This window comes from Sphingobacterium ginsenosidimutans, assembly GCF_039536865.1.
In the GTDB taxonomy this organism is placed as follows: domain Bacteria; phylum Bacteroidota; class Bacteroidia; order Sphingobacteriales; family Sphingobacteriaceae; genus Sphingobacterium; species Sphingobacterium detergens.
In genome coordinates, this window is record NZ_BAAAZK010000005.1 from 65,362 (window position 1) to 81,234 (window position 15,873).

The following is a 15,873-nucleotide window of genomic DNA, read 5'->3' on the forward strand; positions in this document are numbered from 1 at the left end:
AAATATTCGATTATGTATATCATTCCAGCAATAGACGTTTTGGACAAAAAAGTTGTCCGTTTAAGAGAGGGTAACTACAACGACGTTACAACTTATGATATTAGTTTGGAAGCGCAGATAGAAAACTATCGTGCGAATGGTACTGAATTGGTTCATATCATAGACCTTAATGGCGCCAAAGGTGATTTTAGTAACCAAGCATATTTGTTCGATATTATTCAGAAGACAGATATGAAAATCCAATATGGTGGCGGGGTAAGGAGCATTGAAAAAGTAAAAGAATTGGTAGATGCTGGTGTATACCGTGTTATTGTGGGTACGCAAGCGATTACAAATCCTTCTTTTTTGGAAGAACTAGCGACTTTAAATGAAGGTAAAGTGAAATATGCGGATCATATTGTGATCGCAATTGACGTATTGGATGAAGTGATCAAATACTCAGGTTGGTTAGAGAGTTCGCCGATTAAATTGATTGAGTATATTGATAAATGCTTGGTTCTGGGTTTCTTTAGGTTTCTATGTACCGATATTAGCAAAGATGGTAAATTGGGTGGTGCAGGTGTAGAATTATATCAAAAACTGTTGAGCCATTCACCGATCATTAAGCTGATTGCTTCCGGTGGTATCAGTTCGATGGATGATATTCAAAAACTTCAGGAACTGGGCGGAGTAGAATCAGTAGTCGTAGGAAAGGCAATCTATGAGAATAGAATCACCATCGATGAAGTCAAGGATTGGAACCTTAAATCATTAATCAGATTTTAACATGCTGGCAAAACGGATAATTCCTTGCTTGGATGTTAAAGATGGACGTACAGTAAAAGGAGTCAATTTTGTAGACTTGCGCGATGCTGGGGATCCTGTTGAGCTAGCCTACGAATACTCCCAACAAGGAGCGGATGAACTTGTTTTTTTAGATATCGCGGCTACGCATGAAGGGCGCAAGACGACAATCGATCTTGTAAAGGCAGTAGCTCGTCAGGTGAATATCCCTTTTACAATCGGTGGCGGTATCAATGAAATTAAAGATGCCGACATCCTGTTAAATGCTGGGGCGGATAAGATATCCATCAACTCTGCGGCTGTGCGCAACCCTGAACTGATCAATCAAATGGCTGCGGCTTTTGGTGCCCAGTTTGTTGTGGTTGCGGTAGATACTAGATCAATTGAAGGGCAAGATTTTGTTCATCTGAGTGGTGGACGTATCAAGACGGAGATCAATACCCTGGATTGGATACTGGAAGCGCAGGAACGGGGTGCCGGAGAAATTCTCCTGACATCAATGGATCACGACGGTACGAAGAATGGGTTTGATAACGGATTTTTAAAAGCTGTAAACGATCGCATTCATATCCCTTTAATTGCATCCGGTGGTGCTGGAAATCAACAACACTTTGTCGATGTCTTTCAACAGGCCAATGTGGATGCTGCCTTAGCAGCTTCTGTATTCCATTATGGGGAAATATTGATTCCAGATCTTAAACAAACCTTACGCCATAATGATATTGTTGTGCGGTAGTCGTGGATCAAGGAATAAAGAATAAAAAGAGGAGAAAATAGATAGTATGTAAGCCTTCGGCTTGCACTACCAGAGTCTCAATACTAGATACTAAATACTAGATACTAATACAATGTTAGATTTCGCAAAAAGTGACGGACTTGTTCCAGTGATCGTGCAGGATGCCCAAACACTAGAAGTGTTGATGCTGGGTTATATGAACGAAGAGGCTTGGCAAAAAACACAGACGGAAAAGCGCGTGACTTTTTTCTCACGTAGCAAAAATCGTCTCTGGACCAAAGGAGAGGAGAGTGGTAACTTTTTAAATGTAAAGAGTATTCATATCGACTGCGATAAAGATACTGTATTGATCAAGGCTGATCCGATGGGACCTACTTGTCATACAGGAAGTCGGAGCTGTTTCAATACGGAATTCAATCAAAATTTCATATTGGAGCTGGAACGTATTGTAAATCATCGTTACGAAAATCCTTCCGACGAATCCTATGTCAATCGTCTGCGTTCCAGAGGAATTAATAAGATCGCTCAAAAAGTAGGTGAAGAAGCAGTAGAAACCGTGATCGCAGCATTAACGGAAACGGAGACCGACTTTATCAATGAGACTTCCGATCTATTGTTCCATTTGATCGTATTGTTGCGTGAAAAAGGCTTTTCGTTGGAAACAATTGCTAAAAATCTTGAAAGCAGACACCAATAGCGCTGTTTTTCAAAGAAAGCTTCTGCTATCGACCCTGAATATGCTTGAATAAATTTGATTGGATCTAGGGATCGGAACGAGGCTTTAACCTAATATGACAAAATAGTCTTGGAAGTGCAGTATATTTGTAGATATACTGCACTTCTTTTTTTGAATTGCCTGTTTTTTATTGATCCGTATTTTTTCATAAGGTATCAATGAGCTCGCTACATTCGGTTTATTGAGGAGAAAGAACCTTCAGACTATTTTCATAGCTGTTGGTGCTTGTTTGAAAGCATGAAGGTTTTATTATTTTCTGCGCTTTTATTGTGAGTGAGTGAGTGAGTGAGTGAGTGAGTGAGTGAGTGAGTGAGTGAGTGAGTGAGTGAGTGAAACGAAGCAAAGAACAGTTCAATGAGAAGTGGACGGTCAATTGGAAGAAGATTGATCAAGAATGACCTCTCCAAATGTCATCTGGAGAACTTGAAGATATTACTATGGATATTAAATTAAGAGCGACATTACCCGGACATCAAAATCCTATTTTTTGTGTAGAAAAAGGATACGATCCGCATACATTCTTTACAGGTGGCAATGACAAGGGCGTGGTTGAATGGGATATCGAAAAAAATAGCTTTAAACGTATCCTTTGTGCAGTGACTTCCTCTGTGTATGCTTTAAAACTAATCCCAGGCACAGCGATCTTAGCGATTGCACTACGTGAGGGGAAACTACTTTTTGTGGATGTGCAAGAACAAAAACTTGTCGCGAGTTTACAATTGGGTAAAAAAGCCATCTTTGCTCTAGCGTTTGTCAAACAAAAAAATGAGCTGCTGGCTGTAGGGGAGGAAGGACGACTCTATGTGATCGATCTCGCAACATATAAAAGTATTTATGAGTTACAGCTATCCCAAACGACTGTTCGGAGTATTGCCGTTGATGAAAACTCAAACAGAATTGCATTGGGTGATAAAGATGGCTGGGTATATTTACTGGATAGTGAAGACTTTCATGTCATTGAGCGTATGCAGCTCCATACCATGCCCACAACTTCGTTAGCTTTTCTTCAAAATAGACTGTTAAGCGGTGGACGTGATGCTCAACTCATTATTTCCGAAGTTGGTCAGTTGAGTAATAACTTTTCATTTGTCCCACACTTGTTTACTGTATATGGAATCTATCCACATCCAGTTGAACCATTTTTCGCCACGGTAAGCCGGGATAAGTCAGTGAAGTTTTGGTCTAACGCGGATTTTGCTTTGTTGAAGAATATGAGCCGTGACAAAATGCAAGATGGTCATCACCTATCTGTCAATGCAGGAGTCTGGTCTGACGATGGTCGGTATTTCTTTAGCGTTAGTGATGATAAATTAGTCAAGATATGGGAATTTCAACAGTAAAATATTCGAAGAATAATCTACGGAAGCTCCCATAAAACATGAGGATATAGTGTCCAATTCTGAGACGTTAGGATTTTATCACATTGTTTTTTTTAACAGGGACTAACGCTGACCTTTGATTTGTATGTTTGAACGATAGACATATTGCTATCGTTATCTAGACACTAATTGTCCAATAACTTCAAGATTTGGGTAAGGTATTTTTCGTCAATTTCATCGAAGCTGTCCAGTTCACTGCTGTCCACATCGAGAACACCTATAATTTCCCCCTGATTATATACGGGCAATACGATTTCAGAGCGTGACAGAGAACTACAGGCGATATGTCCGGGAAACAGCTCTACATCGGGTACAATGAGTGTTTTCTCCTGTGCCCAGGCTCCACCGCATACACCACGCCCTTTTTTTATGCGTGTACAGGCAACAGGACCTTGGAAGGGGCCGAGAACAAGCTCTTCAGTACTGTCTACAAGATAAAAACCCACCCAAAAGAAATTAAACTGCTCCTTTAACGCTGCTGCGATATTGGCAAGGTTTGCAACCTGATTATTTTCTCCCTGTAACAATCCACCTATCTGCGGAAGTAAATTCTGATATTGTTCCTCTTTGCTGCCTTTGGCAATTTGTAAATCCTCAGCCATAAAAATTCTTTTAAATTCTTGTAGAAATAGACGCTTTCACAACACCCACAGCAAAGAAAATCAACTGAAGGTGCTTTCTGCCCCCCCGAAAGAACAGGTGGTTCAGAAAAAAGCGCTAATATCTGCTCAAAGTTAACAGAATATTAGCGCTTTCGCATGGGGTATATTATTTTATTTCTTTGTATTGATAATGTTTACCCGGATGTAATTGCTTCTTTTTCCAGAAGGAGTAATAACGACCGCTTTGAATACACGTTCTTTACTATTTGGAACAGTCACTTTAACCGGACCTGTATACTCTAGATCTAATTCCGAAGGATCGTAGTTATCTAGTGTATAATAGATTTTGGCACCTTCCACTGATGGTTTCAAACCACGGATGGTATATTCTGAAGCGTATACCGTTGTATCGGAGATACCATAAGCCTCAGGTACGCGGTAGAATGTATTGGTCTGATCTAGCTTTGCCAGTTGACGTGCCGCACGTTGCTCGGAGAAATTCTTCCAGTTTTTCTTTTCCGGTTGTGTCCAGGCAATCTCAGATAAAGCCAACACACGCGGTAAGATGGTAAACTCTACTTTGTTGGAAGAACCGATATATTCCGTCCAGATATTTGCTTGAACACCCAAGACATGTTTCTTGTTGTTTTCAGAGATTTTGCTAGGCATAGGATCAGAAGAGTATACCTTAGCCAATGTCGAAAGACCTCCGATACTCAATGGCTCCCTATTTTGATCAGCTCCTTGTTTGTGATCAAAGTATAGACCATAGCTATTTGCCGTGATGATGACGTCATGGCCTTGGTTTGCAGCATCGATAGCTCCTTGGTCACCTCTCCAGCTCATAACAGTCGCATTTGGTGCTAAACCGCCCTCTAAGATCTCATCCCATCCGATGATACGTTTACCTTTACTATTGATGTATTTTTCCATACGTTGAATAAAATAGCTCTGTAATTCATGCTCATCTTTAAGATTGTTATCCTTGATTCTTTTTTGACAATGCGGACATGTCTTCCATCTTGTTTTAGGACATTCATCGCCACCGATATGAATATATTCGCTAGGGAATAATGGGATTACTTCGTCGATTACATCTTCCAATAGCTTAAATGTTTCTTCCTTTCCGGCACAGAATACATCATCAAATACTCCCCAGGTCTGTGCTGCGGTATACGGTCCCGGTTTATCCCCACAACCTAGCTCTGGGTAAGCTGAAAGTGCTGCCAAAGCATGGCCGGGCATCTCGATTTCAGGGATGACGGTAACATACTTAGATTTAGCGTAAGCCACGACTTCTTTGATCTGGTCCTGGGTGTAGAAACCGCCATAAGGCGTGTTATCATAGTCACCATCAGTTTTATAGTTACCTAAAAGCGTTTGATTGCGATAGCCACCGATCTGTGTTAGCTTCGGGTGTGATTTAATTTCAATGCGCCATCCTTGATCATCCGTCAGGTGCCAGTGAAAAGTATTCAATTTGTAAGAAGCTAGAATGTCAATGTACTTCTTAACAAATTCTACAGGAAAAAAGTGACGGGAAACATCCAGATGCAGTCCACGGTAAGCAAAACGTGGCTCATCCTGAATGGATGCCTGTGGAATTTCGATGCTTGCTCTTTTGTCGACAGGTAGTAACTGGATCAGCGATTGCATGCCATAAAACAGACCTGATGCTTTTCCACTGACCGTAATTTGATCCGCAGCAATGTTAAGTTCGTATGCTTCTGTGTTTGCGGATTTTGCATTTTTGGACGAAAAATAGATGCTATTCTTAGCCGGTGACTTAACTAAAGATAGATTGAGGTTGTAGTTGCTTTTTAGAAAATCCTGGAATAAAGTGGCAACTTTTTTATCCTCATCGCTGTCAAATGCAATTTTAGTGTTTGTATTGACTTTAAATGACCCGTTTTTGATCTGAACATGTTGCGGTAGAGGAACAATGTTCAACGTGATGTCTTTCTTTTCTTGCGCAAATACTGCTGCTCCTAAACTTAAAGCGAGCGCAAGTGAAAATAATTTTTTCATGTGTGCGATTATAACTGAAATACGAAGTGCTAAAAATAAGGTAATAAATACGTTTTAGCAACGCCAGATTGTAACAAATAGGCTGTAGCAAGGTAGAGGAAGGTTCTTGTGTATTTTTGTAACTAACTGATTATATGTTTGTTTTTGATAGGGCAATCGTTTGTGTTATCTCTCGAAGATGTACTGTAATTATTAAGCTCATAACCGTACTTGTAATCCGATAAACTCTATTTCAATTGCTATTATCCCACGGTTCTACATAGATATAAGCGGATCACTTAATTATCGAAGCAGATAAGTTCGTGTTAAGGAGGGGGCAAGTTTAATTCTTCTTCGTTTTTTCTATGCTTTTAACACTAATTTTAGACGGGGATAAAACGGACTTCATGCGTGTTTATCCGAATGAGGTCCGTATAAGATCCCTATGAAGTCCCTGTTAGTCTACTTTTAGTTCATACATTGTTACCTAGGAGTTCGTTGTACGAAACACAGTATCGTTATGCGGCATTCGAATGAAGACGGCTGTTGAGAAAATAAAAAAAGGAACCCGAAAGTTCCTTTTATAGTATGAGCTATATATTTTGTTCTGTGTGTCTAGCGATGTATCAGATCAACAGAGTGTTCGTCAGCGGATCAACAAACAAACCATGATATCCCATTTTATAGCCTCTTTAGTGCTAATTTGATCATATCCTCTACAGAAAGGTTGCTTTCTGTTTTTAAAATGGTGTTCAATACCTTTTCAGCTGCCACTTTGTTGAAACCTAGCATAACCAATGCAGACAAAGCTTCGTCTGGGACGGATTGCGATTGAATTGTTGTCGAGAGCGTTTCCACACCTTGTTTTTTCAATTTATCCTGAAGTTCCAGGATCAGACGCTGTGCTGTTTTAGGGCCGATTCCTTTAATTTTCTGAATTAAGGCAACCTGACCATTGACAATGGCGGACTGTATTTCATCAGGTGTATTGGATGAAAGTATCATTCGACCCGTATTGGGGCCGATGCCTGAAACCGAAATCAGATTCTCGAACAGCTTCTTTTCGCCTTCTGTGGCAAAGCCATACAGTGTGTGGGAATCCTCCCTGACTTGCAGCGAAATAAATAATTTGCAGTTTTCCTGATCCTTGATTTGGGAAAAGGTATAAAGAGAGATGTGAACATAGTAGCCAATCCCACTCACGTCGATAATAACATGAGTGGGGGCTTTATATGCTAATTTTCCATTGAAATATTCGTACATAGTAATACGAATATAGGAAGATTTTAAGCGATTCTATAAATTTTTAAGATGAGCTTGAACATCAACTACGGCAATGGTCACCATGTTGACGATTTCACGTACAGAGCTATCCAATTGTAGTACATGGATCGGTTTGTTCATACCCAAAAGAATAGGACCTACAGCTTCCGCTTCACCGACTTCCTGCAATAATTTATAGGCGATATTACCTGACTCTAGGTTAGGGAAAACAAGCGTATTTGCCGATTGTCCGTTTAAACAACTGAATGGGAAATTGTCAGTCAACATATCGCTGTTTAAGGCGAAGTTAGCTTGTAGATCACCATCAGCAATGATGTCAGGATGTTGGTCGTGAATAATCTGTGCTGCTGCTCTTACCTTGGTCGGTGTTTTTCCTTCACTGGAGCCAAAATTAGAGTAAGACAATAATGCAATCCGCGGTTGGATATTCATGCGTTTAACAGCTTTGTCCAAAAGCAAGGTGATATCAGCCAATTCTTGCGCAGTAGGATCTTCATTCACGGTCGTATCGCCCATGAAAATAGGCCCTTTTTTGGTTAGCATCATATACATACCTGCTACACGGCTGCCCGGCTTAGCACCGATAACGTGCAATGCTGGACGGATGGTGTTTGCATAATTTTTGGTCATACCAGAAATCAATGTATCTGCTTCGCCAAATTCAACCAAAGAAGCACCGAAATAGTTGCGGTCAAACATCAGCTTGCGCGCGTCGTAACGAGAGATTCCTCTACGTTGTCTTTTGGTATAAAGGTGCTCGATGAATTTTTTTGAACGCTCTGTTTCACCATCAACCTCAGCAACTGGGTCGATAATTTCTACACCATCTAATTCAAAAGCATACTCTTGGATCAGACGTTGGATTTTCTCTTTCTTACCTAAAAGAATTGGAAGCGCAATGCCTTCTTCTTTTACGATTTGAGCAGCACGTAATGTTTTGTAATTATCTGCTTCAGCAAAGACAACACGTTTTGGATCTCTTTTAGCTGCCATCGTTAAATTGCGCATGATCGCATCATCTTTACCCAGACGTTTACGCAATGCATCGCGGTATTTATCCCAATCTTCGATTGCTGTTTTCGCTACACCAGATTCGATCGCTGCTTTTGCCACAGCCATAGAAACCTCTGTGATCAAACGTGGATCGGTAGGTTTAGGAATAATATATTCTTCAGAGAATTTTAAATTGTTGGTATTGTAAGCTTGATTGACTTCTTCCGGAACTGGTTGTTTCGCGAGATCAGCAATCGCACGTACAGCCGCAATTTTCATCTCCTCATTAATTGCTGTTGCGCGCACATCCAAAGCACCACGGAAAATGTAAGGGAAACCCAATACGTTGTTTACCTGATTTGGATAATCCGAACGGCCAGTACCCATGATAATATCACTACGGGTAGCCATCGCTAAATCGTAAGCAATCTCCGGATTTGGATTGGCCATCGCCAAAACAATTGGATTAGGAGCCATTGATAACAGCATCTCAGGAGACATGACATCCGCAGCCGATAATCCGATAAATACATCAGAGTCTTTTACGGCATCCGCTAGGGTATGGATATCGCGATCAGTAGCGTATTGTGCTTTCATGCTATCCAGATTTTCTCTATCTGTACGGATAACACCTTTACTGTCTAGCATCACAATGTTTTCTTTGCTTGCGCCCACAGAAATATACATTGCTGTACAGGACATCGCAGCAGCACCAGCACCATTAACGACGATTTTTACTTTGGAGATATCTTTTCCAATAATTTCACAGGCATTGATCAAGGCTGCACCCGAAATGATCGCTGTACCGTGTTGATCATCGTGCATAACGGGAATCGTCATTTCCTCTTTCAGGCGACGCTCAATTTCAAAACATTCAGGAGCCTTGATATCTTCCAGGTTGATACCTCCGAAAGTAGGTTCCAATGCTTTTACAATTTTCACGAACTCGTCAACATTTTTGGTGTCCACTTCAATGTCAAATACATCGATGTCGGCGAAAATTTTGAACAATAAACCTTTTCCTTCCATGACAGGTTTACCTGCTTGGGCGCCGATATCACCTAGGCCCAATACAGCTGTACCGTTACTGATAACAGCAACAAGGTTCCCTTTTGCGGTATATTTATAAGCATCTTCTTTATTCTCGGCAATAGCCAAACATGGCTCCGCTACGCCAGGAGAATATGCTAATGATAAGTCTCTTTGCGAATTTGTTGGTTTTGTCGGAACAACAGCTATTTTTCCAGGTCTACCCATTGAGTGGTAATTTAACGCTGCCTGTTTACGATTAGTGTTACTCATTACGATTTTATTAATTTAAGGCTACAAATCTATCATTCTTTTTGATATTTGGAAATATTTGCCAATATCTTATTATAAATAGACAATAATATGTTACTTCAAAACGTCCAGCAATTTAAACATTTGCTTGCGCATATTGGACCCTGATCCCGAATAATTATTGACCAATAGCGTATAGGTAAATGATTGCCCATTTTTATTGGTATGAACGCCCGTATACCCCAGTACGCCACCGATTGTTCCACTCTTCATCTTCATGTCGTTGTAGGTCGGCAGACTTTCGTAGAATACAGGATACCAATTTTGCTTTTGTGCATATTGCATGATTTTGTTCATGGCAAGTGTGGTGACCCTATTTTGCGGCGCAAGCCCTGAACCGTCCATACTGTTGAGTTCGCTTGGCCTGATCCCTAATTTGGCGTTCCAATACTTCTGTATGTAATTGGCTCCATCATCCGTTCCTGTTTTTCCCGCAGTGGTATAGGCAATAGTTTTTAATAGGGCTTCCCCATAGAGGTTGATGCTTTTTTGGTTAAACCAATAGACAATTTTATCCATGGTAGGGGATAGGTGCACATCCAGTGTTTGCTTTTGGGATACGTCTATTGAATCCATCTTCGCCCCTGTTGCGGGAGATTGGATTGCAAGGATGCCCTGTTTCTTGAGACCTTCATTCAGCTGAAAAGCCAGATCGTATGCAGGGTCGGGGGAAGCGAGCTCGATGGTTTTCTTTAAATCCTGGCCATAAGTACCGCGGACAAATATCTTGGTAGAATAGGGGGCAGCATAGGCATAAACATTGTCCCCGCTGCCTGCTCGACCTGTTGTGGTTTCATTGATAATGTTCAGGTAAGGAGCTCGTGTCGTGTCTTGGATAATTTCAGCTTTTGCACCAACTTTGGCTGCTGGACTAAAATCAATTCCAAAAGCATTTTCATGCCAGTTGAGTGATGAAATGCCGGCACCGTAATAATTACCCATATCTGTCCAGATCCATCCCCCGGGGAGTTGATTGCCATTATAGAGGCGGTCATCGGCAATAACTGCTCCATTGATACTTCGTATCCCAGCTTTTTGAATAGCTGCGATCCATTTGTTCAACACGACATCCGCTTTAGTCTCCGGGTAACGGTCGCTGCCCAAGGTAGGGTCTCCAGTCCCCGTTACAATGATGTTGCCATTCAGCACACCGGTTTCATCTATGGTACCGGTATAGTATAGGGTGGTTTTAAATTGATAATTCTTGCCCAGAAAATCCAATGCCGTAGCCGCAGTAATCACTTTCATGGTGGAAGCTGTGGCCAGCCCAATATTTTCATTGACAGCATAGATCGTCTGTCCTGTCTTTCCGTCAAATACCGTTAAAGAACTGATGCCGTTTTTTACATTTTCCTGATTTTGAAACTGATTAAATGCGTCTTGGATTTTAACTCGGATATCCTGTGCAAATAAAGAACTTGTCATGCCGGTCAGTGCATAGGTCGATAGTGCAATGGAATATAATGCAATTTTCTTCATTAACATGTAATTTCGTCGGACCTTATACGGTCCCGTTATTTGATATTCTACATTTGGTGCGATGGGCGTACAATTTTAATGTATGCATATACGCGTTGACTTGTTTGTTTTATTTGGCTTAAAGTTAGGCATTCGACCCTAAAAAATCCTAACTTGCATAAAATTGTATATACGACATGAAGCATATCGAAAAATTAGCTGCTATTCGTGAGGCTATGAAGATTCAAGGAATCGATGGATATATTATCCCATCATCAGATCCTCATATCAGTGAATATTTACCAGAACGTTACAAATGTATTGCTTGGGCATCAGGGTTTACAGGATCTGCGGGTACTTTGGCAATCACACAAGATTTTGCGGGTCTTTGGACAGATTCCCGTTATTTTGTCCAGGCAGTGGAGCAATTGGAAGGAACCGGTTTTGAATTGGTTAAACTGAAAGTCCAGGCAGCGGCGGAGTATGCGGATTGGTTAGGAGAAAAATTGAATGCAGGAGCGAAAGTTGCTTTTGACGGAAATCTGGCGTCACTCTTGGTGGCTCAATCTGTCAAAGGAGTCTTGGAACCCTTGGATATTCAGGTGGATGGTCATGTTGATTTACTAGCTGATTTATGGGCGGGTAGACCAGAGTTGCCAAAAGCGCAGGCCTACTTGTTGCCTGAAAGTACAACAGGACAATCTACCGTGGCGAAGATTGAAGCTGTACGGGCTGAAATGAAGAAAAATCGGACCGATGCACATTTAATATCTTCGTTGGATGATCTTGCTTGGTTACTTAATATCCGTGGTCAGGATGTACCTTGCAACCCAGTTGTTTTGGGATTCGTATTGATCACTCCTGATACCGCGACACTTTACATCGAACCGTCGAAATTGAGCGCCGAAACCGTTGCTGAGTTAGGAAGCTATGGTGTTGAAATCGCTGCGTACGACAATATCTATCAGACGATCCAGACATTGCAGGCAAAGGCTATCTTAATTGACCCAAAACGCACCTGCTTTGCGATGTTTGATAGCGTTCCAGAAAGCGTTAAAATAGTCGAAAAAATAAATCCTTCTACGACTTTAAAAGCAATTAAGAATAAAGTAGAAGTTGAAAATAACAGGCATACTTTTGTAAAAGACGGTGTTGCGCTTACTAGGTTTTTTAAATGGTTGGAAGAAAACGTTGCCAGCGAAGAGCTGTCTGAACTTTCTATTGCAGATAAATTGCGTGGATTTCGTGAGAGCCAAGAGGGATTTGTTGATGTTTCTTTCACAACAATCGCAGGCTACCTGGACCATGGTGCATTGCCACATTATTCGGCGAATGAGAAATCCAATTATACCTTACGTCCAAAGGGCTTGTTGTTAGTGGACTCTGGTGGCCAATATAAAACAGGTACAACGGATATTACACGAGTTGTTTCGCTCGGCGGACTTACCCAGGAGGAAAAAGAGGACTATACCTTGGTGCTGAAGGGCACAATAGAGGGCTCGCAGGCAATTTTTCCTGTAGGCACCCGTGGGTATCAAATCGATGCGATTACCCGCCGCCCATTGTGGGAGACTTTGCGTAATTATGGTCACGGTACAGGCCATGGCGTTGGATTTTTCTTAAATGTACATGAAGGACCACAGACATTTAATGCTGCTGCGATAGATGTTGCTGTTGAACCGGGCATGATTACCTCCATTGAACCTGGTCTATACCGTGTTGGTAAGCATGGTATCCGTATCGAGAATTTGGTGTTGACTCGTAAAGCGGGTTCCTCGGAATTCGGCGACTTCTTGGATTTTGAGACATTGACAATATGTTATATTGCGACAGACTTGATTGAGAAATCCCTATTGGAAAAAAGACATCTTTCATGGTTGAATAATTATAATCAATGGGTATTTGATCAGTTATCAACGCATCTTTCAAGTGAAGAAAAGAATTGGCTTGCCGACAAATGCAAGGCGATATAACAATTTAAAATCTAATAATTTAAATAAAAATAGGAACCTGTATCTTGCTGGTTCCTATTTTTTATTCAACTAAGATGAGTTGCTCATATTAAGGGTTTAATAGCATATTTGGGTAAGTAATAATGTTCCTAACAGACCTCTGAAGGCAAAGCATCTGTTGAGTATGAGAATCTTTTAATTGCCCTGTCTCAGAATTTCATATAACAACTCCTTACCAAAAGGCTTCAAGATAAAATCACTTATAAAAGGATAGTTTGCCAGTTGTTCCTGATCACTTTTACTTGTAGAAGAGCTGATGATAAAAATCTTGGTTTGATTAATGAAATCGGGCTTATCTTCTAAAACGTCCATCAATTCCCAACCCGTCATAAAAGGCATATTGATATCAACAAATAATATGGGTTGCCCCAAAGATGCACTGATATCATGTGTGTCTAAAAAATCCAATGCATCCAATGCATTCTTAAAAGGGTGAAATTCAATGGGGTAGTCTGAAAATCCCTGAAGCATATAGCCGAAAATAGTGCGTAATATCGCATTGTCGTCTATGAGGATGATTTTTCTTTTATTTTCCTGATTCATTACGTTCTTTCTAAAAATTTGACTGAAAAGACACTGCCTTCGTTCGGTTCACTTTGTACATCTATTTTGCCCCCCAGTGACTCCACCTGATAGCGTGTGAGAAATAATCCAATACCCTTACTCTCAAAACCACGATGGAAAACTTTCTTGAACATGAAAAGCTGCGATTTATATTTAGGTAGATTGATGCCTAGTCCATTGTCCTTTACAGTTAGCAATGTGCCGTCCTCTACCATGGAAGTGCTGATTTCAATATGTGGTGCTTTGCCTGGCGCTGTAAACCGAAGGGAGTTGCTGATGAGATTACTCAGAATGCTCTCCAGATAGATTTTGGGGTAATGAATATGTTTTACATTGAATTCTACTGAAATCATCGCATTTTTCAATTGTATTTCCTGAATATACTGTTGTTTTACTTTCAGATATACATCGAGGAAATTGCAGTTCTCGAATACGAGCGATTTATTTGAACGTAATTCAAGGATATCGCCTAAGTCGTGTAAGGTTTCGGTGAGTTGCTCACTACTAATTTTTAAAAGATCTAAAAAATCAGCCTTCACCTTTTCATCTTTCGAAATTTTGAGTTCATCGATGAGCATTGGCATATTGCTCAAGGGGCCCTTTAGGTTATGTGCCAAGATATTGGCAAACTCTTCCAGCTGCCTGACTTTGGTCTCGAGATCAATTTTAACTAGATCGGATTCTATTTTCTGTTGCTTTAATATCTCGATATTTTTTTTGGATTCGGAAATATCCTGGATCTGGCTGATCAGAAACAATGGCGTATTGGTGCTGTCGAAGACAGCCGCCATGGTGACAGAGCACCATACAAAATGGCCTAGTTTATGTCGAAAACGTTTTTGTACGGTAAAGCTATCAATTTCACCCTGAATAAGCTTTTTACGAAGCTCAGTATCGCGTTCTATGTCATCTGGGTGTGTTTTTTGGGTGAATTTCATTTTCGACATTTCCTCCTGTGTATAGCCCACGATTTTTGTCAATGTATTGTTTGACTCAATACAAGAGCCATCGAGGTTTGTCAATGCAATACCCAAACCTGAGAAATGGAATGCCTGATTGAATTTATGCTCGTTAAATCTTATTTTTTCTGTTGATTCTACCTGTTTGGTTATATCTGAAATAACCAAGGCAACTCGGTTTTGTGTTCGGTGAATGGGTTTTATCTGCAAACTATACCACCTGTCTTTATGTTTTTCCGAAGGAGACTGAAACTCCATTTTAAACTCACGGTCAAGCTTTAATGAATTTTGGATCAGCTGAATTGTCGGTATGGCTAGATCTGCCGGGAAAAGTTCGATCAGGCTTTTATTCAGAAATTCCTCCGGTGGATAGAATAGCAAACTCGGATCGTTTGTCCAATAATTTTTAAATACCCCCATGTCGGAGACTTCAAAAACGAGATCATTGAGTGAGGCAACCAGTAATTGAAGTTCATGTTGTTTATCTTTTAATGCCTGATTCTGATTGACAAGTTTGGAGACATCGATGAAAGATAGTAGTAGATGGGGCTTATTTTCTTCGGTGAATGGCGTGATTTGAAATACAAACCACCTAAAGGAGCCTTCAATTGCGATTCCCAAGATTGTTTCCTGATGGATTTGATTGGTGTTAAAAGCAATTTGGAAGGGCGGGCGTTCGGGGCTGAGAGCGGATGCGTCGTCAGATGAATAGAATGTGATTAATTCATGTAATTTCTTGCCTTTAGCTCCATTCTCGTCCAAGGCCAAAAGCTCGCATGCGCGTGCGTTGAGATGTAAAATGGTTCCATCTTCCGAAGTTGTAATCAATCCTTCTAACCCCGAACGTTGCGTTTGAGCGGAAGGTGTAGATAAAGAGTCCCGTTGCAGATGCATTATCCAACAATGTTTAGGATTAATTTACTCATTTATAAGATATGAGACTTGTCTGGTCTCGATTTACAAAATTGGTAACTTTTACCACAAAATAATAAAAAAATATTAAAATAGGTAATTTTTAC

Annotated in this window: 12 protein-coding genes; 5 read left to right on the forward strand and 7 right to left on the reverse strand. The window is 40.6% G+C overall.

Annotated features, from left to right (window positions below):
* The first annotated feature begins 12 nt into the window (after positions 1–12).
* The 4 genes from ABFX33_RS09325 to ABFX33_RS09340 all read left to right on the forward strand — a co-directional run bounded on the left by ABFX33_RS09325 (position 13) and on the right by ABFX33_RS09340 (position 3,595).
* A complete protein-coding gene (locus ABFX33_RS09325; RefSeq protein ID WP_120261423.1) occupies positions 13–765 on the forward strand; it encodes a 1-(5-phosphoribosyl)-5-[(5-phosphoribosylamino)methylideneamino]imidazole-4-carboxamide isomerase in 753 nt (250 codons plus the stop codon).
* Between the two features lies 1 nt (position 766).
* Positions 767–1,519: an imidazole glycerol phosphate synthase subunit HisF gene (hisF, locus tag ABFX33_RS09330; RefSeq protein ID WP_120261424.1), complete on the forward strand. Its 753-nt coding sequence runs from the start codon at positions 767–769 to the stop codon at positions 1,517–1,519.
* 112 nt (positions 1,520–1,631) lie between these two features.
* Positions 1,632–2,216 (forward strand): bifunctional phosphoribosyl-AMP cyclohydrolase/phosphoribosyl-ATP diphosphatase HisIE, encoded by a 585-nt coding sequence (gene hisIE / locus ABFX33_RS09335; protein ID WP_120261425.1) that lies wholly within the window; start codon positions 1,632–1,634, stop codon positions 2,214–2,216.
* A gap of 476 nt (positions 2,217–2,692) precedes the next feature.
* Entirely contained in the window at positions 2,693–3,595 is a 903-nt protein-coding gene (locus tag ABFX33_RS09340; RefSeq protein ID WP_346085678.1) for a WD40 repeat domain-containing protein, read from the forward strand.
* 164 nt (positions 3,596–3,759) lie between these two features.
* Here ABFX33_RS09340 and ABFX33_RS09345 read toward each other — a convergent pair whose 3' ends face one another.
* From ABFX33_RS09345 to dacB, 5 genes are all read right to left on the reverse strand, one after another.
* Positions 3,760–4,236: a GAF domain-containing protein gene (locus ABFX33_RS09345; protein WP_346085680.1), complete on the reverse strand. Its 477-nt coding sequence runs from the start codon at positions 4,234–4,236 to the stop codon at positions 3,760–3,762.
* A gap of 171 nt (positions 4,237–4,407) precedes the next feature.
* On the reverse strand, positions 4,408–6,264 hold the full coding sequence (locus ABFX33_RS09350; protein ID WP_346085682.1) for a beta-N-acetylhexosaminidase: 1,857 nt from the start codon (positions 6,262–6,264) through the stop codon (positions 4,408–4,410).
* 660 nt (positions 6,265–6,924) lie between these two features.
* The gene (gene ruvA, locus ABFX33_RS09355; protein ID WP_259186247.1) at positions 6,925–7,506 is read right to left on the reverse strand and encodes a Holliday junction branch migration protein RuvA; all 582 of its coding nucleotides are present in this window, start codon (positions 7,504–7,506) and stop codon (positions 6,925–6,927) included.
* Positions 7,507–7,539: 33 nt separating this feature from the next.
* Positions 7,540–9,822 carry an NADP-dependent malic enzyme gene (locus ABFX33_RS09360; protein WP_346085684.1) on the reverse strand — a complete coding sequence of 761 codons (2,283 nt, stop codon included), beginning with the start codon at positions 9,820–9,822 and terminating at the stop codon, positions 7,540–7,542.
* A gap of 93 nt (positions 9,823–9,915) precedes the next feature.
* Positions 9,916–11,340, reverse strand: coding sequence for a D-alanyl-D-alanine carboxypeptidase/D-alanyl-D-alanine endopeptidase (dacB, locus tag ABFX33_RS09365; protein WP_346085686.1), 1,425 nt, complete (start codon positions 11,338–11,340; stop codon positions 9,916–9,918).
* Positions 11,341–11,516: 176 nt separating this feature from the next.
* On the opposite strand from dacB, the gene ABFX33_RS09370 reads away from it, so the two are divergent.
* On the forward strand, positions 11,517–13,292 hold the full coding sequence (locus ABFX33_RS09370; protein ID WP_346085688.1) for an aminopeptidase P family protein: 1,776 nt from the start codon (positions 11,517–11,519) through the stop codon (positions 13,290–13,292).
* Between the two features lie 174 nt (positions 13,293–13,466).
* On the opposite strand, the gene ABFX33_RS09375 is transcribed toward ABFX33_RS09370, so the two are convergent.
* Together ABFX33_RS09375 and ABFX33_RS09380 are read right to left on the reverse strand one after the other, a co-directional pair.
* Complete coding sequence (locus ABFX33_RS09375; protein ID WP_346085689.1) at positions 13,467–13,874, reverse strand: response regulator; 408 nt, start codon at positions 13,872–13,874, stop codon at positions 13,467–13,469.
* A complete protein-coding gene (locus ABFX33_RS09380) occupies positions 13,874–15,748 on the reverse strand; it encodes a PAS domain S-box protein (RefSeq protein ID WP_346085691.1) in 1,875 nt (624 codons plus the stop codon). Before ABFX33_RS09380 ends, ABFX33_RS09375 begins: the two co-directional genes overlap by 1 nt.
* Positions 15,749–15,873: the final 125 nt, after the last annotated feature.

Excerpts from the sequence above, each read along its gene's own strand:
- dacB (WP_346085686.1), bottom strand. The coding sequence starts at position 11,340 with ATGAAGAAAATTGCATTATATTCCATTGCACTATCGACCTATGCACTG.
- ABFX33_RS09340 (WP_346085678.1), top strand. The coding sequence starts at position 2,693 with ATGGATATTAAATTAAGAGCGACATTACCCGGACATCAAAATCCTATT.
- ABFX33_RS09370 (WP_346085688.1), top strand. The coding sequence starts at position 11,517 with ATGAAGCATATCGAAAAATTAGCTGCTATTCGTGAGGCTATGAAGATT.
- ABFX33_RS09345 (WP_346085680.1), bottom strand. The coding sequence starts at position 4,236 with ATGGCTGAGGATTTACAAATTGCCAAAGGCAGCAAAGAGGAACAATAT.
- ruvA (WP_259186247.1), bottom strand. The coding sequence starts at position 7,506 with ATGTACGAATATTTCAATGGAAAATTAGCATATAAAGCCCCCACTCAT.
- ABFX33_RS09380 (WP_346085691.1), bottom strand. The coding sequence starts at position 15,748 with ATGCATCTGCAACGGGACTCTTTATCTACACCTTCCGCTCAAACGCAA.
- ABFX33_RS09325 (WP_120261423.1), top strand. The coding sequence starts at position 13 with ATGTATATCATTCCAGCAATAGACGTTTTGGACAAAAAAGTTGTCCGT.
- hisIE (WP_120261425.1), top strand. The coding sequence starts at position 1,632 with ATGTTAGATTTCGCAAAAAGTGACGGACTTGTTCCAGTGATCGTGCAG.
- hisF (WP_120261424.1), top strand. The coding sequence starts at position 767 with ATGCTGGCAAAACGGATAATTCCTTGCTTGGATGTTAAAGATGGACGT.
- ABFX33_RS09350 (WP_346085682.1), bottom strand. The coding sequence starts at position 6,264 with ATGAAAAAATTATTTTCACTTGCGCTCGCTTTAAGTTTAGGAGCAGCA.
- ABFX33_RS09375 (WP_346085689.1), bottom strand. The coding sequence starts at position 13,874 with ATGAATCAGGAAAATAAAAGAAAAATCATCCTCATAGACGACAATGCG.
- ABFX33_RS09360 (WP_346085684.1), bottom strand. The coding sequence starts at position 9,822 with ATGAGTAACACTAATCGTAAACAGGCAGCGTTAAATTACCACTCAATG.